The sequence below is a fragment of the Amaricoccus tamworthensis genome (genome assembly GCF_049800875.1).
GTDB classification, from domain to species: domain Bacteria; phylum Pseudomonadota; class Alphaproteobacteria; order Rhodobacterales; family Rhodobacteraceae; genus Amaricoccus; species Amaricoccus tamworthensis.
Genome location: NZ_JBNAFV010000003.1, coordinates 274,197 through 297,719, shown reverse-complemented (window position 1 = coordinate 297,719; position 23,523 = coordinate 274,197). Strand labels below are relative to the sequence as shown.

General features: G+C 57.6%; 28 protein-coding genes. 15 read left to right on the top strand and 13 right to left on the bottom strand.

Features of this window, described 5'->3' with window-relative positions; genetic code table 11:
- The first annotated feature begins 55 nt into the window (after positions 1–55).
- Complete coding sequence (locus ACP15P_RS08805) at positions 56–913, top strand: EAL domain-containing protein (protein ID WP_424928099.1); 858 nt, start codon at positions 56–58, stop codon at positions 911–913.
- Positions 914–937: 24 nt separating this feature from the next.
- On the opposite strand, the gene phaR is transcribed toward ACP15P_RS08805, so the two are convergent.
- Positions 938–1,540, bottom strand: a complete 603-nt coding sequence (gene phaR, locus ACP15P_RS08800) for a polyhydroxyalkanoate synthesis repressor PhaR (RefSeq protein ID WP_424928098.1) — start codon at positions 1,538–1,540, stop codon at positions 938–940.
- A gap of 105 nt (positions 1,541–1,645) precedes the next feature.
- Here phaR and ACP15P_RS08795 point away from each other — a divergent pair, with 105 nt between their 5' ends.
- The 7 genes from ACP15P_RS08795 (at position 1,646) to ACP15P_RS08765 (ending at position 7,229) form a co-directional block, all read left to right on the top strand.
- A complete protein-coding gene (locus ACP15P_RS08795; RefSeq protein WP_424928097.1) occupies positions 1,646–1,831 on the top strand; it encodes a hypothetical protein in 186 nt (61 codons plus the stop codon).
- On the top strand, positions 1,828–3,072 hold the full coding sequence (locus ACP15P_RS08790) for an alpha/beta fold hydrolase (RefSeq protein WP_424928096.1): 1,245 nt from the start codon (positions 1,828–1,830) through the stop codon (positions 3,070–3,072). The genes ACP15P_RS08795 and ACP15P_RS08790 overlap by 4 nt, the downstream gene beginning before the upstream one ends.
- Positions 3,073–3,185: 113 nt before the next feature.
- The gene (locus tag ACP15P_RS08785; protein ID WP_424928095.1) at positions 3,186–4,361 is read left to right on the top strand and encodes an acetyl-CoA C-acetyltransferase; all 1,176 of its coding nucleotides are present in this window, start codon (positions 3,186–3,188) and stop codon (positions 4,359–4,361) included.
- A gap of 97 nt (positions 4,362–4,458) precedes the next feature.
- Positions 4,459–5,184, top strand: a complete 726-nt coding sequence (gene phbB, locus ACP15P_RS08780) for an acetoacetyl-CoA reductase (RefSeq protein ID WP_424928094.1) — start codon at positions 4,459–4,461, stop codon at positions 5,182–5,184.
- A gap of 343 nt (positions 5,185–5,527) precedes the next feature.
- Entirely contained in the window at positions 5,528–5,779 is a 252-nt protein-coding gene (locus tag ACP15P_RS08775; RefSeq protein WP_424928093.1) for a LysR family transcriptional regulator, read from the top strand.
- A gap of 18 nt (positions 5,780–5,797) precedes the next feature.
- On the top strand, positions 5,798–6,469 hold the full coding sequence (locus ACP15P_RS08770; RefSeq protein WP_424928092.1) for a LysR substrate-binding domain-containing protein: 672 nt from the start codon (positions 5,798–5,800) through the stop codon (positions 6,467–6,469).
- Between the two features lie 19 nt (positions 6,470–6,488).
- A complete protein-coding gene (locus ACP15P_RS08765) occupies positions 6,489–7,229 on the top strand; it encodes a type 1 glutamine amidotransferase (protein ID WP_424928091.1) in 741 nt (246 codons plus the stop codon).
- A 7-nt stretch (positions 7,230–7,236) separates the two neighbouring features.
- On the opposite strand, the gene ACP15P_RS08760 is transcribed toward ACP15P_RS08765, so the two are convergent.
- A complete protein-coding gene (locus ACP15P_RS08760; RefSeq protein ID WP_424928090.1) occupies positions 7,237–7,914 on the bottom strand; it encodes an SDR family oxidoreductase in 678 nt (225 codons plus the stop codon).
- A gap of 36 nt (positions 7,915–7,950) precedes the next feature.
- Positions 7,951–8,163 (bottom strand): hypothetical protein, encoded by a 213-nt coding sequence (locus tag ACP15P_RS08755; protein WP_424928089.1) that lies wholly within the window; start codon positions 8,161–8,163, stop codon positions 7,951–7,953.
- Positions 8,164–8,272: 109 nt separating this feature from the next.
- Between ACP15P_RS08755 and ACP15P_RS08750 the strand changes: the two genes are divergently transcribed.
- Positions 8,273–8,539 (top strand): DUF2312 domain-containing protein, encoded by a 267-nt coding sequence (locus ACP15P_RS08750; protein ID WP_424928088.1) that lies wholly within the window; start codon positions 8,273–8,275, stop codon positions 8,537–8,539.
- An 18-nt stretch (positions 8,540–8,557) separates the two neighbouring features.
- Here ACP15P_RS08750 and ACP15P_RS08745 read toward each other — a convergent pair whose 3' ends face one another.
- Both ACP15P_RS08745 and ACP15P_RS08740 read right to left on the bottom strand, forming a co-directional pair.
- Positions 8,558–9,406 carry an alpha/beta fold hydrolase gene (locus tag ACP15P_RS08745; protein ID WP_424928087.1) on the bottom strand — a complete coding sequence of 283 codons (849 nt, stop codon included), beginning with the start codon at positions 9,404–9,406 and terminating at the stop codon, positions 8,558–8,560.
- Positions 9,407–9,621: 215 nt separating this feature from the next.
- Positions 9,622–9,888, bottom strand: coding sequence for a hypothetical protein (locus ACP15P_RS08740; protein ID WP_424928086.1), 267 nt, complete (start codon positions 9,886–9,888; stop codon positions 9,622–9,624).
- A 268-nt stretch (positions 9,889–10,156) separates the two neighbouring features.
- Here ACP15P_RS08740 and ACP15P_RS08735 point away from each other — a divergent pair, with 268 nt between their 5' ends.
- The 3 genes from ACP15P_RS08735 to ACP15P_RS08725 all read left to right on the top strand — a co-directional run bounded on the left by ACP15P_RS08735 (position 10,157) and on the right by ACP15P_RS08725 (position 12,989).
- The gene (locus ACP15P_RS08735; protein ID WP_424928085.1) at positions 10,157–10,801 is read left to right on the top strand and encodes a L,D-transpeptidase; all 645 of its coding nucleotides are present in this window, start codon (positions 10,157–10,159) and stop codon (positions 10,799–10,801) included.
- A 268-nt stretch (positions 10,802–11,069) separates the two neighbouring features.
- On the top strand, positions 11,070–12,164 hold the full coding sequence (locus tag ACP15P_RS08730) for a PLP-dependent cysteine synthase family protein (RefSeq protein WP_424928084.1): 1,095 nt from the start codon (positions 11,070–11,072) through the stop codon (positions 12,162–12,164).
- A gap of 15 nt (positions 12,165–12,179) precedes the next feature.
- The gene (locus tag ACP15P_RS08725) at positions 12,180–12,989 is read left to right on the top strand and encodes a CE1 family esterase (protein ID WP_424928083.1); all 810 of its coding nucleotides are present in this window, start codon (positions 12,180–12,182) and stop codon (positions 12,987–12,989) included.
- 7 nt (positions 12,990–12,996) lie between these two features.
- Here the strand turns inward: ACP15P_RS08725 and tdh are convergent, their stop codons facing one another.
- A complete protein-coding gene (gene tdh / locus ACP15P_RS08720; protein ID WP_424928129.1) occupies positions 12,997–14,022 on the bottom strand; it encodes an L-threonine 3-dehydrogenase in 1,026 nt (341 codons plus the stop codon).
- An 8-nt stretch (positions 14,023–14,030) separates the two neighbouring features.
- Complete coding sequence (locus ACP15P_RS08715; protein ID WP_424928082.1) at positions 14,031–15,239, bottom strand: glycine C-acetyltransferase; 1,209 nt, start codon at positions 15,237–15,239, stop codon at positions 14,031–14,033.
- A gap of 237 nt (positions 15,240–15,476) precedes the next feature.
- On the opposite strand from ACP15P_RS08715, the gene ACP15P_RS08710 reads away from it, so the two are divergent.
- The gene (locus ACP15P_RS08710) at positions 15,477–16,649 is read left to right on the top strand and encodes a glycosyltransferase family 4 protein (RefSeq protein ID WP_424928081.1); all 1,173 of its coding nucleotides are present in this window, start codon (positions 15,477–15,479) and stop codon (positions 16,647–16,649) included.
- Positions 16,650–16,670: 21 nt separating this feature from the next.
- Here the strand turns inward: ACP15P_RS08710 and ACP15P_RS08705 are convergent, their stop codons facing one another.
- From ACP15P_RS08705 to ACP15P_RS08680, 6 genes are all read right to left on the bottom strand, one after another.
- On the bottom strand, positions 16,671–18,485 hold the full coding sequence (locus tag ACP15P_RS08705; protein ID WP_424928080.1) for a M3 family oligoendopeptidase: 1,815 nt from the start codon (positions 18,483–18,485) through the stop codon (positions 16,671–16,673).
- A 116-nt stretch (positions 18,486–18,601) separates the two neighbouring features.
- Positions 18,602–18,940 (bottom strand): tRNA-binding protein, encoded by a 339-nt coding sequence (locus tag ACP15P_RS08700; RefSeq protein ID WP_424928079.1) that lies wholly within the window; start codon positions 18,938–18,940, stop codon positions 18,602–18,604.
- Positions 18,941–19,034: 94 nt separating this feature from the next.
- Positions 19,035–19,520, bottom strand: a complete 486-nt coding sequence (locus tag ACP15P_RS08695) for a phasin family protein (protein ID WP_424928078.1) — start codon at positions 19,518–19,520, stop codon at positions 19,035–19,037.
- A gap of 104 nt (positions 19,521–19,624) precedes the next feature.
- Positions 19,625–20,446 carry a pyrroline-5-carboxylate reductase gene (gene proC, locus ACP15P_RS08690; RefSeq protein WP_424928077.1) on the bottom strand — a complete coding sequence of 274 codons (822 nt, stop codon included), beginning with the start codon at positions 20,444–20,446 and terminating at the stop codon, positions 19,625–19,627.
- Between the two features lie 52 nt (positions 20,447–20,498).
- Positions 20,499–21,002: a type III secretion system chaperone family protein gene (locus tag ACP15P_RS08685; protein WP_424928076.1), complete on the bottom strand. Its 504-nt coding sequence runs from the start codon at positions 21,000–21,002 to the stop codon at positions 20,499–20,501.
- 205 nt (positions 21,003–21,207) lie between these two features.
- Positions 21,208–21,453, bottom strand: coding sequence for an accessory factor UbiK family protein (locus ACP15P_RS08680; RefSeq protein WP_424928075.1), 246 nt, complete (start codon positions 21,451–21,453; stop codon positions 21,208–21,210).
- A 139-nt stretch (positions 21,454–21,592) separates the two neighbouring features.
- Between ACP15P_RS08680 and lgt the strand changes: the two genes are divergently transcribed.
- Positions 21,593–22,468 carry a prolipoprotein diacylglyceryl transferase gene (gene lgt, locus ACP15P_RS08675; RefSeq protein ID WP_424928074.1) on the top strand — a complete coding sequence of 292 codons (876 nt, stop codon included), beginning with the start codon at positions 21,593–21,595 and terminating at the stop codon, positions 22,466–22,468.
- Positions 22,465–23,523, top strand: a complete 1,059-nt coding sequence (locus ACP15P_RS08670) for a class I SAM-dependent methyltransferase (protein WP_424928073.1) — start codon at positions 22,465–22,467, stop codon at positions 23,521–23,523. The genes lgt and ACP15P_RS08670 overlap by 4 nt, the downstream gene beginning before the upstream one ends.

The window sequence follows — 23,523 nt, the reverse complement described above, 5'->3', positions numbered from 1 at the left end:
TGAACATTTGCCAATCATGGTTACTGAATTGAAACCATGATGTTGAGTCCGTGCCATGAAAACCGTTCCAGCCATCGACGCATTCCGGTTGATGAATGATCCTGCGGGCAATGGCCGGCAGGAACTGATGGGACGGGTCGAGGCCAATGCAAGGGTGCGGTTCACCGTCGCTCAGGCCCTGTCACAGGGGCGTTTGGGTTTCCATTACCAACCCGTCGTTCGTTCAGATAACCCAGGCTTTGCTGCGTTTCACGAGATGCTGGCACGCATTCGCATGCCGAACGGACAGATTTTGCCAGCGGGTGCGTTTTTGCCTACGATCGAAGCGACTGAACTCGGGCGGGCAGTTGACCGGGCAGCGCTGGAACATTCATTGAGTGTTCTCGCAAATAATCCTGGTCTTCGCCTGTCCGTGAATCTTTCGCCGCTTTCCATGGGCGATGAACAGTGGCTATCGATTCTAACCGCCGCACATCGCGGCGGTACCGGTGTATGTGGTCGACTGATACTTGAGATTACCGAGACCGCTGCGATCTCCGAAGCCGATCAGACCATCGAGTTCATGAATTTTGTGCGTTCAATGGGTCCGGCTTTCGCGCTCGACGATTTCGGGGCAGGGGCGGCTGGGTTTCGCCATTTCAGCAGGTTCCGCTTTGACATGGTGAAGATTGACGGTTCGTTTGTGCAGGGTGTTCACAGGTCGCCGGATTCCCAGGTTCTTATCGGATGCCTTTTGAAGCTCGCAAAGCACTTCGAGATGCTCTGCATCGCAGAGCGGGTCGAATGCGTGCAGGATGCGGAGTGGCTTACCGCAAATGGAGTGGACTGCATGCAGGGATACCTGTTCGGTCGTCCATCCGCCGCGGCAGAGTCGCCGCACAATCCTGACAACAGGCGGCGTGCGGCCGGGTGATCCGAACCTGGGTGGGCAGCAGCGCTACTTGTCCTTGACGATCTTGGCGAGCTGAGACTGCATTTCGGCCAGCTGCTGCTTCAGTTCGTCCAGTTCAACATCCTTTTTTGTTTCACCGTCTTTGGGCGTCTCGCCGGATTCTCCCTGTTGTGCCCCAATATTATTGGCAAAGGGAGCGAACATGCGCATGGCGTTTTCAAACCATTCCATGTTCGAGCGGGCCAGTGCCTCAAAGTTGGCAAGGGCCGGGTTTGCCTCAAACGCCTTCTGCACGTGGTTTCGCATCTGATCCTGGTTTCGGGCAAATGTGTCCATGGACGCCTCGAGATATCCCGGAACAAAACCCTGCAGGGTGTCACCGTATAGACGGATGAGTTGGCGCAGGAAATTTGCCGGCAGCATCGTGTGCCCTTTGGCTTCCTCGTCGAAAATGATCTGTGCCAATACGGATCGGGTAATATCCTGACCTGACTTTGCGTCGTTGACAACAAAGTCCTCGCCGTCGCGCACCATCTGTGCCAGATGGTCCAAAGTTACATAACTTGATTTGGCCGTGTTATAGAGTCGGCGATTGGCGTACTTTTTGATAATGATCGGTTCGGCCGCTTTATCCTGGTTCTCAGCCACGCACATGTCTCCTGGCTATTTAATTTCCACCCTGCCTGATGTTAGCCGCGTCAACCGGGCGCGAAAAGGCTTATTTTTTGCACATGCGAATGGTAGAAGGGGCACATGGGGATGAACCGCTGCGCGAGCGACACCGAAACACTTCAACCGGAAACCAGTAGCGAAGCTGAGACGGTTCCGGATCGGGTTCGCGCTGAAATTTATCTCGACCTCTGGGAAGTCCAGTTGCGTGAAGCGGCGGTCAAGGACGATCTGACCGGCCGGGAATTTCGGCGGATCTGGAACGGATGAGTGAAATTCCCACTCTAAGACAGGGAGAGCCCAGCCCTGTCATCTTCCATCTTGGAGCCGCGCTGGTGTCCTACAGTCAGGCACTGCTCGCCTCTCCACGCGCAAGTAGCGCCAACTTCCCGTGGCGCCCTGAATTACGTGGTGCCGCTGCCGGTCTGTCGCCCGCGATAGACCGCATTGAGGTTGGCCTGGAGGTGGCCCGACGTCTGCATACCATGGTCGAAGGCATGGAAAAGTGGCAGAGGCACCCCTACCGACGCCAGTTGGAGGATCCGGAGTGTATTTGGCAGGCGGGGTCCGCGCGGCTTTTGGACTATGGCCGAATAACGGAGGCGACCGATCCAATTGGCCTTCCCGTGCTGGTCGTTCCCAGTCTCATCAACAAACACTACATTCTGGATCTGGTGCCGGAGCGGTCCATGCTGCGCTGGTTGGCCGGGCAGGGAGTGCGTCCTCTTCTGCTCGACTGGGCTGGGCCGACGCAGGACGAAGCCGATTTCTCCATGGAAGATTATGGAAGGGAGCGACTGATTCCCGCGCTGCAGCATGTTTGCAATATGACCGGTCGTGATGTGTCCGTGCTTGGTTATTGTATGGGTGGAACACTGGCTGCAGGCCTGGCCGCAAACAGGCCGGAAGGTGTGGCCAATCTCGTCACAATCGGAGCCCCGTGGAATTTCAACTCGACGGTTGGCATCGCCGGAGCGCTGCGCGCAATGATCCGCGCCAATGGGCCGGAGCATGTGGTGCGGCTTCTCCGTGGTATGGGGGAAGCTTTCGGCTTCATTCCAGTAATCCTGTTTCAAACGCTTTTCTCCATGGTTAATCCCATGCAGGCCTCGATCAAATTCCGCCGGTTCGCCTCACTGGCTCCGAATGGAATGGAAGCGAAGCTGTTTGTTGCACTTGAGGACTGGCTGTCGGACGGGGTCTGCATGGCGGCTCCAGCGGCAGAGGATCTCTTGGTCGACTGGCAAATTCGCAATGCGCCCGCGCTGGGCAAATGGGAGTTTTTGGGCTCGCGGGTCGATGCCCGCAACATTCGTATTCCCACGATTTCGTTTTGTGGAAGGCGTGACACGATCGCACCTCCGCCTCTGGCCGAAGCGTTGCCGCAGGCCATTCCAGGCGGTGCGGTCATGCTTCCTGATACCGGACATGTGGGAATGGTTGTCGGTGGGAACGCCCGGAATGCGGTCTGGAAACCACTCGCGGAATTCCTGCTAACCCATAACAGTTGAGGGTATTCCCCAGTTATGCGACGAAAGTAGGCGCGTTGCGTTTGCGTGATTCGTTCCAAACGTGACGCTCTTACCGGGGCCGGCTCGTGGGGGAGCCGATTTGGAGGACTGTAATGACGAACATCGTGATCGCATCGGCCGCACGCACAGCGGTTGGAAGCTTTCTGGGGAGCTTTGCCAACACCCCTGCCCATGATCTTGGGGCCACAGCCATCAAGGCGGTGCTCGAGCGCGCGGGCGTGGATGCTGGAGAGGTATCCGAGACGATTCTCGGACAGGTTCTGACCGCCGGTCAGGGGCAGAACCCGGCACGGCAGGCGCATGTGAATGCCGGTCTGCCACAGGAAAGTGCCGCGTGGGGCATCAACCAGGTTTGCGGATCCGGTCTTCGTGCTGTTGCGCTGGGAGCCCAGCACATCCTGCTTGGGGATGCGGACATCGTGGTCGCCGGTGGTCAGGAAAGCATGTCTTTGAGCCCACATGCGCAGAACCTGCGTGGCGGTCAGAAAATGGGCGACATGAAGCTGACCGACACCATGATCAAGGATGGTCTCTGGGACGCTTTTAACAACTATCACATGGGTCAGACCGCGGAAAACGTGGCCGAAAAATGGCAGATTTCCCGTGACCAGCAGGACGAGTTTGCCGTAGCGTCGCAGAACAAGGCTGAAGCGGCGCAAAAGGCCGGAAAGTTCGATGACGAGATCGCTCCGTTTACGGTCAAAACCCGTAAAGGCGATATTGTGGTCGAGAAGGACGAATACATCCGTCACGGCGCAACCATGGAAGCCATGCAGAAGCTGCGCCCGGCTTTCACCAAGGATGGTTCCGTGACCGCTGCCAACGCGTCCGGCCTGAACGACGGTGCGGCCGTTACGCTTCTCATGACGGCGGAAAACGCCGAGAAGCGCGGTATCGAGCCGATGGCACGTATTGCATCCTACGCCACAGCGGGCCTTGATCCGTCCATTATGGGTGTTGGCCCGATCTACGCGAGCCGTAAAGCTTTGGAAAAAGCCGGTTGGTCTGTTGGTGACCTTGATCTGGTAGAGGCCAATGAGGCGTTTGCCGCACAGGCCTGCGCCGTTAACAAGGACATGGGCTGGGATCCGTCGATCGTGAACGTAAATGGTGGTGCGATCGCGATCGGTCATCCGATTGGTGCGTCGGGCTGTCGTGTGCTGAACACGCTGCTCTTCGAGATGAAGCGTCGCGATGCGAAGAAGGGCCTTGCCACGCTCTGCATCGGCGGTGGAATGGGCGTTGCCCTCTGCGTTGAACGCGACTGATTATTCGGCCTGGCGGGGAACGGCATGACTGTTGGCCCGCCATCGCCACAAAAATTTAATCGATATCAAAAGTCTAACCTTGTAGGGGGATGGAAACATGGGAAGAGTCGCACTGGTCACAGGCGGTACACGCGGAATTGGCGCCGCTATTTCGATTGCTTTGAAAGATGCCGGATACACAGTGGCAGCCAACTATGCCGGTAACGATGAGGCCGCTGCCAAATTCACCGAAGACACGGGCATCAAGACCTGGAAATGGTCCGTCGCTGACTACGACGCCTGTAAAGACGGTATCGCCAAGGTCGAAGCTGAACTTGGTCCGATTGAGGTTCTCGTCAATAACGCGGGCATTACGCGCGACGCAATGTTCCACCGCATGACGCCGGAGCAGTGGTCCGAAGTAATCAACACCAACCTCAGCGGTGTATTCAACATGACCCACCCGATCTGGCCGGGTATGCGAGAGCGCAAGTTTGGTCGTGTGATCAACATTTCTTCCGTGAACGGTCAGAAGGGTCAGGCTGGTCAGGCAAATTACTCGGCCGCCAAAGCTGGCGATATCGGGATCACCCGCGCTCTGGCTCAGGAAGGCGCCCGCGCCGGTATTACCGTGAATGCGATTTGTCCGGGATACATCGGCACCGAAATGGTTCGCGCGATTGACGAGAAGGTTCTCAACGAGCGTATTATCCCGCAGATCCCGGTTGGTCGTCTCGGCGAACCTGAGGAAATCGCCCGTGCGGTTGTGTTCCTCGCGTCGGACGACGCCGGATTTTTCTCCGGTTCGACCCTTTCACCGAACGGCGCTCAGTTCTTCTCCTGAACAAAAATTCAGGCAGAAATTGCAGAGGGCGGGTCAATCGACCCGCCCTTTTGTATTCTTATGCGCTGCGCATTCTCAGCTGGCGTTTAGAACGCGGTAGGCCAAGACTAAAAAGTGCGGGCCACTTCGAAAAAATTTCACGTATGGCCCGGCTCCGTTCGGTGTGGGCACGTTGGACGGCCTGATCGATTTGCCGCTGGGTAGGCATATTGAAGTCCATTTCCACATTCCTTAACTGTCTGCCGGTCAATTCGACCGATTTCTGACCTTGAATGTCCGAATTTATCGGGTCATCTACAAACGAGACTTTTTTGAGGTCACTTAAAAAAAACTGAACTGCAACATGCCGGACAGACTCCCATCGCTTGTGGCGTTACGCGCGTTTGAGGCCGCAGCCAGGCATATGAGTTTCGCGCAGGCCGCCAATGAACTGTCGGTCACGCCTGCTGCGCTGAGCTACCAAATCAAAAGTCTTGAGGCTGATATGGGAGCGCCGCTGTTTCACAGGTTGAACAGGGCGGTTGAGCTGACGGAGGCCGGGCGCATTTTGCTGCCTGGTCTGTCGACCGCATTTCAGGATATGCGGGGGGCATAGAATGCGGCTAAACGGTTCGTGGATCCGTCCCGCCTTACCATTACTGCCGGGCCGTCTTTTACCGCCAAATGGCTTGCCCCGCGCATGTTCCATTTCGCGGAGAAGCATCCCGATCTTGAGTTGCGTTTCATCGCGACGCTCAAGCTGGTGGATTTTGCCAGGGATGATGTGGATATCGCCATCCGGTTTGGACAGGGAGAGGATCCCGGGCTGTTCTCGGAAATGCTCTACGAGGGTTTCATCACTCCGATGATGCACCCCGACGTGGCGACCCGTCTCACGAAGCCGTCCGATCTCCTGAGTGAAACGCTGATTCACGACGACAGCCTGTCGTTTCTGCCGAACCCGCCCAACTGGGATCGTTGGTTCGAGGCCGTGGGGGTTGAGCACGCGCCTCTGAAGGGACCACGTTTCAGCCAGGCGGATCATGCAGTTGATCTCGCGCTTGAAGGTAACGGGGTGGTCTTGGGCCGCGCATCAATTACCGCTAGACATCTGCGCGCCGGCCAGTTGGTGGCGCCGTTTCGGATTGCATTGACCGCGCCTGTTCAGTACCGGATTGTCTGTCCCGCCGGCACCGAGAACCGCCCTGCCGTGGCATTGTTCAGGAACTGGGCCAGAGAGGAGATCGACAAGGACCGCTCTCTTGGCGACGGGTTCGAAAAGATTGAGATAGGTCAGGACCGGTAGGCCTGTGAGAGGAAAGACGATGAAACTGGGTATTCTTGAAGCTGGTGATGTGGTTCCGGATCTTGCCGCCCGTCATGGGGATTACCCCGCCATGTTTCGCGCTCTGCTTTCAGATGCCGACCCGGCGATTGAGTTTGAAACGGTACATGTGGTGGCTGGTGAAATGCCGGAATCGCCTGATCAGGCGGACGCATGGCTCGTTACCGGCTCGCGTCACGGGGTTTATGATGATTTGCCGTGGATTGAGCCTCTCAAGGCGTTTTTGCGCGATTGCATGGAGCAAAAAGTTCCGGTCGTCGGAATCTGTTTCGGTCACCAAATTCTCGCTGAGGCCATGGGAGGAAAAGCGGAAAAGTCGGACAGGGGATGGCGTCTTGGACGTCAGAATTATGCAGTCGTTCAACGGCCTGAGTGGATGACGCAAGTCCCGGATCATTATTTCGTTCTGGCGCTTCATCAGGATCAGGTGACGAAACTGCCGCCGAATTCGTCCGTTCTTGCAGTGAATTCCCATTGCGAATACGCGGCGCTGGCATATGGCGATATTGAGGACCCCGATGCGATCACGGTCCAGCCCCATCCCGAATTCGGACCTAAGTTCATGGATGAGCTTTTGAGGCTCCGCAGGGATAAGCCTATTCCGTCGTCTTTCGTGGACGAAGCCCTCGAAAACCTCGATGGCCCGCTGCACGCGGACAACTGGGCTAAAACGATAGTCGATTTTCTGCGCAGGAAAGCGGCGTCACGAGCGGCCGCCTGACCTTGGCTTAGAAGGGCATCCGGTCGCCCATCCACGTCTCGAATATACCTGTATTATCGGGATGCAGCCCATCGATACGTTCAAGAAGGCCCGCCACACTGTTGGATACGTTCAATGGTGCGGCGTCGGTTCCCATATCGGTTTTGACCCAGCCGGGATCGAAAGCTCCCACCGCTATCCGTTGCGGCGCAAGTTCTACCGCGAGATTGCAGGCCAGATTGGTGACCGCCGCCTTTGACGCCCGGTAGATATAGGATCCACCCGCGGCATTTGTGGATGACCCCATGGAGGACGAGATCATTGCGACTTTCGGTGATCTGGATGCGGTTAGATTAGGCAAGAGCGCCCTGACCACGTAGAACGGCCCGGCCACGTTTGTCATCATACCCTGCACCCAGTCCTCCACGGAATAGTCCGCTTCCCGAATGCCGCCGCGGGACGGGAAGATGCCCGCGTTGCACACGAGGGTATCAATCGCGATCCCGTCAAGCGAAGCTGCGAGGGCCGCACTTTCCTCAGGTCGCTTTACGTCGAGTTGCTCGACCCGGATGGAGGCGGGCAGCCGGTGGTCCGCGTCCGTGTTACGCACGGTGACGATAACGGTATCACCCCGCGCCTCTGCCTGAAGCGCCAGTTCCCGGCCTATGCCGCGGCTTCCACCGGTGATGAGGATGGTGTTGTTCAAGTCAGCCTCCATGGCGGCTCTCGAGTTTGGGTGGTCTCAAAGCATCAGTCCGACGACAACAAGCCCAAGTCCAAGTGCCGCCAGTGCAACCGATCCCAGGTTGATCCCGACCAGTTTCTGGAGTCTCGCGTTGATTTCCTCAGGCGCGAGCTGGGCGCCACGGATCCTGATTCCTTCACGGATGCAGTAACCAAGCCCGAACAGCCCGGCCAGGACAAAAACGCCGCCGACAATGGATATAAAAATCAATGGCTTCTCCAGAATTATCTGATCCGGCATACTCCGGTGCGCCAGGGGTTGCAAGTCAGCGCCGGTCACGGGTAGGACACCGGGCACCACATTAGAACAGGAACGTTTCATGGAAGACGTAGTCGAGGACGAACAGCAGACGCAATACCGTGTTACAGCAGGGGAACTGCGCCAGTTTGTAGAGCGTTATGAGCGTCTGGATCAGGAGAAGGCGGACATCGCCAGCGCCCAGAAAGAGGTGATGGCCGAAGCAAAAGGCCGGGGATACGACGTCAAGGTGCTGCGCAAACTGATCGCATTGCGCAAACGGGATTCGCAGGAAATCAGCGAAGAGGAAGCCGTCCTCGAGTTGTACAAGGAAGCGCTGGGCATGTAGTGGACAACCGCTGCGCCGTCAGAGAACCGCCTCAATAATTTGCCGCCCGTGGGACAGATTAATCAAATGGCCTGCTCCCGGGATTTCGTTTAACCGTGCGTTCGGCAGCCAGTTGGCGAGACGTTTCGAGTGATGCCTCGGCACGGAAACGTCCCGTGTGCCGTGCCACAGAGTCGCGGCCTGTGTAATGCGCGTCGCGTCAATGCTCCATTGGGACGCGGGTAGAATATGATCCCGCGCCATCGCCCGCGCGCAATCCGGTGCAAGATGCTCGACCGCTCCCTGGTAGGCGTGCCTGTGGGGCCGGTGGAGTAATAGAACCCGATCCGGCTCTATGCTGCTGGCTGCGAATCTCCTGATCGTGGCCGAAGGGTTGAAGCGGGCCAATCGCATGACCGGTTCGAGGACCGGCGTCAGCAGTTGCGGTGCAACCCTCGCCAATCCTAAGAGTAGTTTGTTCCCGGCCAACATGCCGGACAACGCTTCACGGGAATCGCATTGTCCCATGGCTCCAACCACACCCAAACCGCTGATACGGTCGGGAAGGCCAGCTGCCGCTGCGATTGCCCACTGGGCTCCGCAGGACACGCCGATAACCGGGGCATGCTCGATCTTCAGCACGTCCATCACATCTGCCAGCCATGCGGCAAAACCGGCGTGGTCCAGGCCGAGTATGTCGGATGATCCCCACCCTGGCCGGTCAGGTGCCATGATTTCGACACCGAGATCCCGCGCGACTGCCTCCCAGGAGGCGAACATGTGGCCGTTGCCGGGTGATCCGTGCAGGGCAAGGACCGGCCTGCCGCTACCGTAGTGGAAGGATCGAACAACCCCTCCGCCTGGAAGTTTATGTAACTGAAATGCCAATTTATTCGACGTTCGCAGAAGTGTTGCGACTGAACTTTATTGCCGGGACAGCCGACGGTTCTTCAAAAACATGTAGATGAGAAAAAGCGTCATTACTGTGGTCCCGTCAACTGATGTCGATTTGTCGAGACTTTTTAGCGCAATAAACGTGAAATTTTCCACAGCTGCGTGTGTGTCTGGTTAATTGGCTAATCGTTTGGCGAGAGAAAGGAGGTTCACACTCCACCGTGTTCCGTCTGCGCTTTCCGCCTTTTTGGCTTTGACAGACGCCGCAAAATTTCGAGCGTAATCAGCGGTGCCGCCAGTGAAACATAGGGCTGCATCGCGAGAGGGAACAGATCGCCGGCAAAGTTCCAGGGAAGACCGAGCGGGATCAGAAATACACCGGCCAGCGGATCGTGGGAAAATCCAAAAAGACCGAACCAGCCCACAACGAAAACCGCCATCGCAAGGGCGTAAAGGACCAGGAACACCCAGAACACTACCCGAAATATCCGCACCCTTCGCCTCCACCGTCAGCTCAACTCTCACGGTAGCCGGTGTTTGGGGTGCAAAACAAGCGGTGCCTGCGCCGGGAAGGTGTGTTCCGCGCGATTCCTTTCAACGTGGTAAATTCCGTTTTTAGCGAACCGCAACCTTTGTTCTCTATGTGTTCCTACATGGGCAGCGAATCGTGATTCTGCTGCCACCGCCAGAAGGCACTTTTCACACACAGTTGAAATGCAACCTGCGATAAGGGGGACCTCTGGTATGTCCATGCCGGTACGATTGATTTCTTTGCTTACGGGTGCGGCCCTCGTTTCAGGCTGCATGATGGAAGATATGGACGTGACACGGGCGGCGTCCGATCCGCAGCCCGTAGATCCGTCGCATTACTCGGCAAGAACCGACCACGGTCGGGTCGTCGCGGCCATCGACACGGAGGCATTTCATCCCGCGCTTCTGCAGAACCGAGTGGATTACGAGACGGAGGAGGTGCCGGGAACCATTGTTGTCGATACAAAGGGACCTTTCCTGTACCTGGTGGAGGAGAACGGCAAGGCACTGCGCTACGGGGTGGCAATAGGACGTGAGGGATTTGGCTGGACGGGGACCGGCTACATCTCACGTCAGGCACGGTGGCCGCGCTGGACTCCTCCGCCGGCAATGATCAAACGTTCGCCGGAACTGGCCAAATGGGCCAAGGGAATGCCTGGAGGGGTGAACAATCCGTTGGGTGCACGGGCGCTCTACATCAACTTTGGCAACCACGACTCCGGATACCGGATCCACGGTACCGATGCGCCCAACAGTATTGGGTACGCCGCGTCGTCGGGATGTTTCCGGATGCTCAATCAGGATGTGATCGACCTGTATGAGCGCGTGGAGATGGGTGCAAAAGTCGTCGTGATGTAGACGCTCTGCCCCAACGGCAGTTCCACACAAACTGAAACTATCGAGGTACGACTGGAGCCCCTGGTCCGGAGACGCTTGCGCGCCCGGGCCAGGGTGTCGTTTTTTCGGGGGACTTCTGGATATACCACCGCGGCTCGCGTTTCCGTGTCCATTGCAATGTTGACATGAACCGCCAGTCCTGTCGCACTGTCACGCGACGCAGTAGTTACCCGCATTTTTTCGGGGGCTGCGCGATGGCAACGGAAAATGATGTGGGAGGGACTGAGAAATGGGGACAACCAGCGGAAACGGTGGAGAAATTCGCCGGACTGAAGGTCGCGGAAAACTTTACGACAGCATTCTCGACACCATGGGCAACACGCCATGCATCCGGATCAACCGCCTCGCACCGGACAACGTCACCATTTACGTGAAGGCCGAGTTCTTCAATCCGGCGTCGTCGGTGAAGGATCGTCTGGCGATCAATATTCTGGAAGCGGCTGAACGGGATGGCACGCTCAAACCAGGGCAGACGGTCGTTGAGGCCACCAGCGGCAACACCGGTGTGGGCCTTGCGATGGCCTGCGCCGCCAAAGGCTATCCGCTGGTGGTGACGATGGCAGACAGCTTCTCCGTGGAGCGCCGACAGGTCATGCGCTATCTGGGTGCCAAAGTTGTTCTGACGCCCCGCGCTGAAAAGGGCTTTGGTATGTACCAGAAAGCAAAGGAACTTGCCGAACAAAATGGCTGGTTTCTGGCGCGCCAGTTTGAGACGGATGCGAACGCGGACATTCATGAGAACACCACGGCACGGGAGATCGTTGCGGACTTTGAGGGCAGCAGGCTTGATATGATCGTGACCGGTTATGGCACCGGCGGGACGGTCTCGGGCCTCGGGCGTCTCCTTCGCTCGGCAAGACCTGATACGAAAATCATTCTGTCCGAGCCCGCGAATGCCCAGCTTGTCGGGTCAGGAACACCGCAGGAGAGGGGAGCGGACAATGGTCCGTCCGCCAGTCACCCGGCCTTTGAGCCACACCCCATTCAGGGCTGGACACCGGATTTCATTCCGTCGGTTCTTCAGGAGGCCATCGACGGCGACTATTTCGATGAGCTGATCCCCGTAGCCGGGGCTGATGGCATCAAATGGGCGCAGCAGCTCGCGGCGAAGGAAGGCATCTTCACCGGCATCTCGGGAGGGTCGACATTCGCGATTGCGATGCAGCTTGCGGAACAGGCTGAACCCGGTTCCGTGATTTTGGCAATGCTGCCGGATACGGGCGAACGTTACCTCTCAACTCCACTCTTTGAGCCTTTTGGCGCGGAGATGAATGAGGAGGAAACGGCCATTTCCAAATCCACTCCCGGTTTTCAAATGGGTTAGGGGTCGGCAACTCCAATGGATCGACTGACTGCTTTGTTCCTGCTGGCCGCGATCTCATCGGGCCTGGCGACACATGCTTCCGCCTGCGGTGTCGAAACCGATTGCGTGGTTGGCGACCGAACCTACCGGATGGCGCTGCCCGAAGGTCATGATACGGAAAGCCCTACGGGCGCCCTCATTTTTGCTCATGGCTACCGCGGAACGGCTGCAGATGTCATGCGCAATCAAAATCTGATTGATCTCGGGAAGCGTCTCGGCGTCGCTGTTGTGGCGCTTCAGTCGGCGGCTGATGATTGGGCTCTGCCCGGCTCACCGGGGGCTGAAAACAAGGCGGATACTGATGAACCGGCCTACGTAGATGACGTGATTTCCGACCTCTCTACGCGTTTCCAGCTCAATGAGGACGAACTCGTCATGGCCGGTTTTTCCGCTGGTGGAATGCTGACATGGAACCTCGCCTGTGAGACGGACAGTGCATTCTCCGGCTTTATCCCGCTTTCCGGAACCTTTTGGGATCCGATCCCCGGGCAATGCGCCGGTGCCCCGGTGAGCCTCGTCCACTACCATGGCACCTCCGACACGGTGGTGCCCATCATCGGTCGCAAAATTGCGGATACATATCAGGGCGATGTGAACGAGGCCGTGTCCATGATGGCCGACAGCGGTGGCTACGGTCCCGGTTTGTACTTTTCGGATGACGAGCTGGATTGTGAGCGTCGAACGTCACCAGACGGACATTTCCTCGAACTCTGCCTGTTTGAGGGCACTCATCAATTCAGGATCGCGGATATCGATAGGGCGTGGCATCTGATAACTGGAAAATAGCAGGCACCTATCTCCAGCTTAAAACCACCTTGCCACTCTGACCGCTCCGCATGGTCTCAAAACCCTGCTCAAAATCATCCACGTCAAAGCGGTGGGTGATTACATTGCAAACGTCGAGGCCGTTTTCCAGCATGGCAATCATCTTGTACCAGGTCTCGAAAATCTCCCGACCGTAAACACCCTTGATGGTGATGGCCTTGAACACGATCCGCGACCAGTCCACAGGAGATTTTCCGGGTGGTATTCCAAGCAGGGCGATACGCCCTCCCATCACCAGCGCCTCGACCATCTGATCGAGCGCCCTCTGGTTGCCCGACATCTCAAGCCCGACGTCGAACCCTTCCTTCAGGCCCAGTTCTCCATTGACCTCGTCAAGGTCCCGCTCCGCCACATTGACGGGGACCACATCCGCCACCCGACCGGCGAGAGCCAGCCTGTCCGGGTTCACGTCCGTTATGACGACGTGTCGGGCACCCACGTGGCGCGCAACGGCCGCCGCCATAATCCCGATTGGCCCTGCTCCGGTGACAAGCACATCTTCGCCGATCAGATCAAAACTGAGCGCGGTGTGAACGGCATTCCCCAAGGGATCAAGAATGGCGCCAATCTCGTCGTCAATCGAATCCGGCAGCAGTACGACATTGAATGCCGGAAGCCGCAGGAATTCCGCGAATGCGCCGGGTTCATTCACGCCAATGCCGCGAGTATCCGGGTCCAGATGAAACCGGCCAGCCCGCGACTGCCGCGAGGTCTTTCCGATCAAATGACCCTCTCCGGAGCAGCGCTGACCGATTTCCAGATCCGCAACGTTACGTCCGACCTCCACGATTTCACCGGCGAACTCGTGCCCGGTCACTAGCGGAACGGGCACGGTCTTTTGCGCCCATTCATCCCAGTTCCAGATGTGAATATCGGTGCCGCAGATCCCGGTTTTGTTTATGCGGATCAGAACGTCATCCGGGCCAGGTTCCGGCACATCGCGATGCTCCATCCAAAGGCCGGGTTCCGCTTTGGCCTTAACGAGCGCCTTCATGCCGTTGGTCATTTGAGCACTCCCGTTGTCCGTCCGGCCCGCCCAAAAGCATCAAGTGCAAAATCGAGGTCCTCACGCGTCAGGGCGGAATTCATCTGCGTCCTAATGCGCGCTTTGCCCTTGGGGACCACAGGGAAAAAGAACCCCGCTACAAACACGTCGAGCTTAAAAAGCTCTGCTGCCATATCCTGTGACAGCCGGGCATCGCCCAACATGATCGGAACAATCGGATGTTCCCCCGGCAGCAGTTCAAAACCAAGCTCTGTCAAGCCGTGGCGCCAGTACTCCGTGTTCGAAAACAGCTGTTCTCGAAGGTCGTCGCCGTTTTCAACAATATCCAGCGCGGCCAGAGAAGCGGTAGCTATTGAAGGTGGAATTGAATTTGAAAAAAGATAGGGCCGTGCCCGCTGCCGCAGCAGGTCAATCACCGCCTGTGGACCCGCCGTATATCCCCCGATGCCGCCGCCGAGGGCTTTGCCAAGGGTGCCGGTCAAAATATCCACACCGTCCGCAACCCCGTGATGGGCGTGGGTGCCCCGTCCCTGCGGACCCATAAAGCCCGTGGCGTGGCAGTCATCGACCATCACCATCGCGTCATATTTATCCGCCAGTTCCACAATGCCCGGCAGGTTCGCCAGATACCCGTCCATCGAGAACACGCCATCCGTTGCGATCATGATAAACCGCGCGTCATCCTCCCTGGCCTGGATCAGGCGGGCCTCAAGGTCGGCCATGTCGTTGTTCGCGTACCGATAGCGCCGGGCTTTGCAGAGCCTGATTCCGTCGATGATTGATGCGTGGTTGAGCGCATCGGAGACAATCGCGTCCTCCGGTCCCAGCAAGGGCTCAAACAATCCCCCATTTGCATCAAAACATGCCGCAAACAAAATGGCGTCATCCTTGCCCAGGAACCGCGCCAATCGTTGTTCCAGTCCCCGGTGAAGGTCCTGTGTCCCGCAAATGAAGCGAACCGACGCCATGCCATATCCGTTGCTGTCGAGCCCGGCTTTCGCGGCTTCGGCCAGTCGGGGATCATTGGCAAGACCGAGGTAGTTGTTCGCACAGAGGTTGACCACCCGATCATGTGTCTGATCATCGGTCGTGACGGAAATCCGTCCGGCCTGCGGCGAGGTGATCATACGTTCGTGCTTGTAGAGACCGTCATCTTCCAGCCCGTCCAGTATGTCGTTGACGTGACCGAGGAACTTTTCGTTCATGAAACAACTCCTTCGCAGTTGCCGATTGCCGCGAACTGCCGCACATCCGCGATATCGGAAACCGGCACCTTCTGTCACGAGAATACAGGGTAACATCAAGGTGGAAAGGGCGATGCCGATATTTAGGGTTGATCTGACGCCCGCCACCCGCGCAATCTCCCGATATTTGGCTGAAAGGGAGCGGTTTTTTTGAACATCCTGTTTGTACATCAGAATTTTCCTGCACAATTCAGGCACGTGGCCAAAACGCTGGCGGCTGACCCCAAAAATCAGGTTGTTTTTATCACCCAACCGGACCGTCCCACTATGAAGGGGGTGCGAAAGGTCGAATACAAACCCCACCGGGGCGCGACGGAGGGCATACATCACTACCTGCGCAGTACGGAAACGGCCGTGATTAACGGGCAAGGGGCTGCCGGCAAGGCACTTGATTTAAAAAACTCGGGCTTTCGCCCCGATGTTATGGTCTCCCATCCGGGTTGGGGCGAAGGCCTCTATCTCAAGGATGTGTTCCCTGATGTCCCGCTTCTGTCGTTCTGCGAGTTCTACTATCATGGGCAGGGGGCTGACGTCGGGTTTGATCCGGAATACCCGTCAGATCTGAACTCTGAATGTCAGACCCGCACCCGAAACGCCTATCACCTCCTGTCGCTTGAGGCCGCGGATCACGGCTATTCCCCGACTGAATGGCAGAAGAAACAGTTCCCGACCGAATACCATTCGAAGATTTCAGTGATCCATGACGGGATTGACTGCGACCTGGCGAAACCCAACCCGGACGCGGAGATCAAACTCCAGAGTGGCGTCACACTTCGCCCCGGCGACCCCGTGGTGACATATGTCGCCCGTAATCTCGAACCCTACCGCGGGTTCCATACCTTCGTTCGCTGTCTGCCGCACCTGTTCGAGCGTCGGCCGGATGCGCGTGTCGTAGTGGTTGGCGGTAATGACGTCAGCTACGGACGCACGCCGCCTGACGGCAAGACTTATCGCGAAATACTGATTGAGGAGGTTAAGCCTCCTCTCGAACGGGTTCACTTCCTGGGACGGGTCGCATACTCGGACTACCTGCGCGTCCTCCAGGTTTCAGCCGCCCACACGTACCTGACTTATCCCTTCGTCCTGTCCTGGTCGATGCTGGAGGCAATGGCGTCCGGTGTGGCTCTCGTCGGTTCGGCAACCGCGCCAGTTCAGGAGGTTGTGAAAGACGGCGTCAACGGGGTGCTCGTAGACTTCTTTGATCCGGTCAATCTCGCCAATACGCTCGCGGATGTGCTGGACCGGGGAAAAGGGACGGCGGATATGCGCGCCAACGCCCGTCAGACCGTACTCGACCGCTACGCCCTGACCGACTGCCGCAAAAAGCTCATTGGGCTGATCTCTGATATGGCTGGCGGACCCCAGGTCTGAAACTGGGATCCGCCTGGAAACTCAGCTTTCCATCGCTTCCAGTTCGTCGATCATCGAACTGATCAGTGAAAGTCCCTTGTCCCAGAACTTTGGATCGCTGGCATCAAGACCGAACGGTGCCAGCAGTTCCCTGTGATGTTTCGAGCCGCCAGCGCGCAGCATCTCAAAATACTTGTCCGTAAAGTCCGCGTCGCCCTCTCGGTAGACCGCATAAAGCGCATTCACGAGACCATCACCGAAGGCATAGGCATACACGTAGAACGGCGAATGGATGAAATGAGGGATGTAGGACCAGAAGGTCTCATAGCCGTCCATGAAGTTGAACACCGGCCCAAGGCTCTCGGCCTGCACCGACATCCACAGCGCGTTTATGTCATCAGGCGTCAACTCACCGTTCGCACGGGCCGCGTGCAGCTTGCATTCAAAGTCATAGAAAGCGATCTGCCGTACGACCGTGTTGATCATGTCCTCGACCTTGCCGGCCAGAAGGATTTTCCGCGCAGCCTGATCCGGCGCGGCATCGAGCAGTTTCTGAAACGTCAGCATCTCGCCAAACACCGACGCGGTTTCAGCCAGCGTCAGAGGCGTTGACGACAGCAACTCGCCCTGATCCGCCGCGAGAACCTGATGCACGCCGTGTCCAAGCTCATGGGCGAGGGTCATTACGTCCCTCTGCTTGCCGAGGTAGTTCAGCAGAACATAGGGGTGCACGTCCGTCACCGTTGGGTGCGCAAACGCGCCAGGTGCCTTGCCCGGCTTAACCGGCGCGTCAATCCAGCCCTTCTCAAAGAATGGTTCTGCAATTTCCGCCATTTTCGGATCAAACCCGGCATAGGCATCAAGCACCGTCTTTCGCGCCTCGTCCCAGCCGATTTTCTTGTCGTCCTTCTGGGGGAGCGGCGCGTTGCGGTCCCAGACCTCCATTTTCTCGAGGCCAAGCCATTTTGCCTTCAACGCGTAGTACCGGTGAGACAGGCGGGGATAGGCCTCCACCACGGCATTGCGCAGGGCTTCGACCACTTCCGGCTCAACATGATTCGCAAGGTGGCGCGACGCCTGTGGTGTTGGCAGCTTGCGCCACCGGTCCTCAATGGCCTTTTCCTGCGCCAGTGTGTTTGTGATCCGCGTGAACAGTGGCAGGTTTTTGCGGAAGACCGCCACCAGGGCTTCCGCGCCCGCCTGACGTTTCGATCTGTCCTGCTCCGACAGCAGGTTCAGCGTCGCTTCAAGCGGAAGCATCTCGCCATCGACCTCAAATTCGAGCCCGGCCATCGTCTCATCAAACAGACGGTTCCATGCGGCGGCACCGACCACCGACTGGTCATGCAGGAACTTCTCAAGTTCATCCGACAGCTGATACGGCTTCATGGCCCGCAGACGCTCAAGGACCGGTCGATACCGCGCCAGTTCCTCGTTTTCGTTGAGCAGGGCATCCAGTCGGGCGTCATCCACCCGGTTCATCTCGAGGCTAAAAAAAACCAGCGGTGTGGAAAACTCCGTCAGCTGCGCCTGACGGTCTCCCAGAAACTTGCCGAGCTCCGCATCCGTGGTGTTTTGATAGTATCTCAACCCGGCATAGGACATGATCCGGCCCGAAACCGACTGAATGCGCTCATACCGTTGAATGCATTTCAGCAGGCCAGCCGCGTCCAGGTCGGCCAGCTTTCCCTCATATTCACCCGCGAAGGCCGCACATTCCGATTTCAGCCAGTCCAGGTCCCGCGTCAGTTCCGGCGCATCCGGCCCGGCGTAGAGATCTGTCAAATCCCATTCCGGGAGGTTTCCGAATTCGTTTCCCGAAGCCGGGTCGCGCGCGTCATAAAGTGGGTGGGACATGGGAATCCTTCTGACTGTTTGTCCGGTTCACATGAAAGCCTGTCACGCGGTCCGGAAATTCGTTGGTCCTGATCAGGTAAAGCAATCCTGCGTCAACTCAAGAGGGCGGGCGCTGATTAGAACATTCGCCCGCCGAGGGGAACGTCCTGATCCGGTGCCAGTAGAACGACCTCACCATCCTCATCCGGGACGCCCAGCACGAGGATTTCCGAGCGGATGGGGCCGATTTGGCGCGGCGGGAAATTGACCACTGCCAGGACCCTGCGGCCTTCAAGCTCCTCGGGCGTGTAGTGTTTGGTAATCTGGGCTGACGATTTTCTCTCACCGATCTCCGGGCCAAGATCGACCCAAAGTTTGAATGCCGGTTTGCGTGCCTCGGGAAACTCTTCAGCGCGGACAATTTTGCCAACGCGGATGTCGACCTTCATGAAGTCGTCAAAAGTAATTTCAGTCATGTCTGGCCCTTTGTTGTCTTCGGACACAAAAAAACCGCCTGCCCCAATGGGGGCAAGCGGTTTCGTCATTATGCCTGTCGGAAAAAGGCCAGTATCAGGCTTTCGTGGTTGCTTTCGCAGCCAGATCGCCGAGTTCCTTCATGCCTTCCTGAACGCGTGCGGACACGATCTCGTAGGCGGAGGAGTTGGCTTTCTGAGCGGTCTCAGCCAGTTCCTGCATGTTGGCGAGTGCTTTCTCAAAAGCCGCCTTTGCAAGCTCGCCCTGTGCCTTGGCGGTTTCCGGGTCGAGTTTGGCGTTGTCGAGGCCGGACATGTGCTTGCGTGCCTCGGACATGGTTTCCTCAAAAATTGCGATCTGCTTTTTGAAGAGGTCCTGGTAACCGGCAGCAGCAGCTTTGTTGGCTTCAACCAGCGCATCCATATTCTTCTGCTGAGCGGCCATGATGGATTCAGGGTCTACGCCAGGCATTTTGAATTCGGACAGCTGTTTGGTGAAGTCATTCTGCTTGAAGAATTCCACCATCTTCTCCGCGTCGAAGGAGAAGGCTTTCGGGTCAAACATGCTTTTCGGGTCGAACATTGTACGTCTCCTTGGTTGTGGGTTTGTTTTGCTTCCCGCTCTCTATATGTTGCAGTGCAACAAAAAGTCAAGAGCTCAATGTTGCGCTGCACAATTTTCTTTTTTTATTTGGCCAGTTCCCGCCCCCTGTCCGCGGCAGCCGCCACGGCTTCCTCCATTAGTTCGGTCAGCCCGTTGCCCTCACGCATGAGCACTTTGAGGGCGGCCTCCGTCGTTCCTTTCGGACTGGTGACATTAATGCGAAGTTGTTCCGGTTTTGTGTCACCTGAGTTTGCCAACGCACCGGCACCGGCGACCGTCGTACGTACCAGCTCAAGAGCGAGATCTTCCGGCAGACCCTGCGCGACGCCGGCCCTTGTCATCGCCTCCATCATCAGGAACACGTAAGCAGGCCCGGACCCGGACACGCCGGTTACCGCGTCCATCTGGTTCTCGTTTTCGAGCCGGACCGTTTTGCCCACGGCCTGCATCAGTTTGTCAGCAAGTTCGAGGTCGCCAGGGTCAACCTGGGCGTTTCCGACTAGAGCCGTAATTCCCTCGCCAATAGCCGACGGTGTGTTGGGCATGGCTCGAATAATCGGGGAATTTCCACCAAGGCTTTCCTCGAACCGCGAAATGGGCGTTCCGGCCGCGATTGACAGGAACACGGTCTGTCCTCCGCAGAGTGCGGAGAGCTGTGGAAGAACCTCGCCCATCATTTGCGGTTTCACCGCCAGAACCGCGATCGCGGGATTCGGCGGCATCTCGGCGTTCAGCCGGAGACCATCCTTGGCCAGATTTTTAAGATGATCGGACGGTTTGGGGTCAATAACGGTAAAGCAATTTGGCTCCAGACCCTGTCTCAGCCATCCATCGAGCAGGGCCGTACCCATCTTTCCGCAGCCCACAAGCACGAGTCCGCGATCGGAAATTTCAGAAAAGTCCATTCGAATAACCCCCTTTCCGACCCCATAAGGACCCGGAAAGGGGGGGCCGGTATCAGGCGCGACCGTAGGCTTCGGAGATCACAATTCCAAGCGCGTTTTCCGCGCTGTCACTGTTTCCGGCCACAAGCTGGAACGCTGGATAAAAGCATTCGCTCGTAGCTACCGCCGCGCGGACCATATCGTTGATCTGCGCGGAAGACGCCAGGGCACCTCCAGCGAGATTGAGACTGTACCGATACGCCATCAAACGCTGTTCCGGCCAATAGGTGAACGCGCCGGACCAGCATTTATCATTTGCCATTCCCATGGATTTGTAAAGCTCGCCAAGGCATTCGTCCTCGGGATCCATTTCAAATGCACAGATCAGGCGCAGTGACTCATCTTCCTGTGAAAGCGCCAGAGTAACGGAGTAGGTGCTCCAGCCACCTTCAATTGCCATCGCAATCTGATCGTCCGCAATGCGGTCGAAATCCCACTCCCGCTCCTCAGCGAGTGTCTCAACGATGTCGATGGGGTGGATATCCTCGCAATCGAAGTCACGTTCTACAATGCTCATACCCGGCGCCTCTCTTTAAGGCCCCCAGGGCGGGGATACCCCGCTTGGGGGCGTGAGAACAACAACTGGTCAGTGAACTCTCCAACTGACCTACCACATATGGTGGTGGATGATCCGGAACCTGTAAAGAAAAATATTTTTGCCAGGTTAATTAAATCATCCACCGGATTATCGAAAAATTAGCATCGATTGTGGGCGACACTTTTTAGGGCGTTTTTGATTCCAGAGCATCCAGCCGGGCTTTCAGTGCCTCGTTCTCTTCGCGCGCTTTCTGAGCCATGGCGCGCACCGCCTCAAACTCGTCGCGTGTCACCAGGTCGCGGTCCGCCAGCCAGCGGTCCAGCATGCCCTTCATTGCCGTTTCGGCCTCGGTTTTTGCGCCCTGTGCCACGCCCATCGCGTTTGACATCAGCTGTGCAACGTCATCCAGAACCTTGTTTCGCGTCTGCATCGGGTATCTCCGTTTTGCCGTTCATACCTATATGGCGATGCTTCCGGCGTTTGCCAACCGGCTGAAAACTGCGCCTTGACTTCGATCCGCGCCCCTGGAATGCAGTGCCGACGAAACAGCCACGGGTGGACCTTTCCGGATGATCACTTTCCCAGATATCGACCCGGTCATTTTCGCGGTCGACCTGTTCGGGGTTCAGGTTGCGCTGCGCTGGTATGCGCTGGCCTACATTGTTGGGCTGCTGCTGGGCTGGCGGTATGTGATTTCGCTGTGCCGAAACCCTTACCTCTGGGGCGGCCGGTCTCCCTTGGCCCGCGAGCAGGTCGATGATCTGCTGACCTGGATGATCCTCGGTGTCATTCTTGGTGGGCGTCTGGGTTACGTGCTGTTCTATCAGCCTGGCTACTACCTTGCGAATCCCGGAGAGATCCTTGCGGTGTGGAACGGGGGCATGTCGTTCCATGGCGGTTTTCTGGGGGTCGTAGCGGGTATCCTGCTGTTCGCCCTGGTGCGGGGCCTAAACGCTATTCGCATTGGCGACGCCGTGGCCGCCGCGGCTCCGATTGGACTTTTTTTTGGACGTATCGCCAACTTCATCAACGCGGAACTTTGGGGGCGTCCAACGACCGTTCCCTGGGGAGTTGTTTTCCCTGGCGAGGCCGCGGGCTCATGCCCGGATACGTGGATTGGCCCCTGCGCCCGTCACCCGTCCCAGCTTTATGAGGCGGGGCTGGAGGGCGCAGTCCTTTTCCTCGTCATCCTTTGGGCGATTCGACGTGGTGCACTCACGAAACCAGGTCGCGTTATCGGCATATTCCTTGCGGGCTATGGTCTTTCCCGCGTCATCGTTGAAGCCTATCGGCGGGCCGACGCCCAGTACATTTCGGCCGAGAACCCGTTTGGTCATGTCATTCGTTTTGGCGCGGATTGGGGGCTGACAATGGGGCAGGTTCTGTCCTTACCGATGCTGTTTGCCGGGATAATTGTTCTGATCTGGACGGGACGCCGGGCATGACCGTTCTGGCCGAACTGATCAGATCAAAAATAGCAACCAGCGGGCCGATCAGTATGGCCGAGTACATGAGCCATTGTCTTGGACATCCCGAGCATGGCTACTACATGACCCGCGACCCGCTGGGGGTGCGTGGCGATTTCACCACCTCTCCGGAAATCAGCCAGATGTTTGGCGAGATGCTGGGCGCCTGGCTGATGCAGACCTGGGTGGATCACGGGCGACCAACTCCATTCGTTCTCGCCGAAGCCGGCCCAGGCCGGGGTACGCTCATGCGCGACATCCTACGCGTTGCCGCGATTCTGCCCAGGTTCCTCGAGGGCGCGCACATCCATCTGATCGAGATCAGTCCAACCCTTCGTGACATTCAGGCTGAGACGCTGAAGGGCCACGACATCACTTGGTGCGGATCACTGGACGATCTGCCAAGCGGCCCAGCATTCCTCGTGGCCAACGAGTTCTTTGACGCGCTGCCGGTTCATCAGTTCCAGCGCACGGATGCGCTCTGGCGTGAACGTCTCGTTTTCCTAAGAGATGGCGGCCTCCAACTCACGTGGTCTGAGCCAAAAACGGAATCTCGCCTCAACGCGCGTTTCCCCCACGCAGCCGATGGGACCATTGTTGAAGTCTGTCCCGCAGGAGAACGGATCATGTTCAAACTCTCGGAACGGATCGCGAATTCCGGTGGCGGCGCACTGATCGTTGATTACGGTACGTGGGACGGCACGGGCGACACCTTACAGGCCCTTGCAGGTCATGCCCCGACGGACCCGCTCTTTGCCCCTGGGCAGGCCGACATCACCGCTCATGTCCGCTTCAAGGGATTGGCGGATATGGCTACCGGCGCAAAAATTCACGGCCCCGTCCCCCAGGGAGTGTTTCTTGAGCGTCTCGGCATTACGGCCCGAGCCCAGGCTCTCGCAGCCAAACAATGCGGCGAGGCACACAATTCCATTGTCACCGCGCATCGCCGCTTGACCCACCCGGATGAAATGGGGAACCATTTTCAGGTAATGGGACTCACGCCAAACGCGGCACCGGCGCCGCCTGGATTTTAG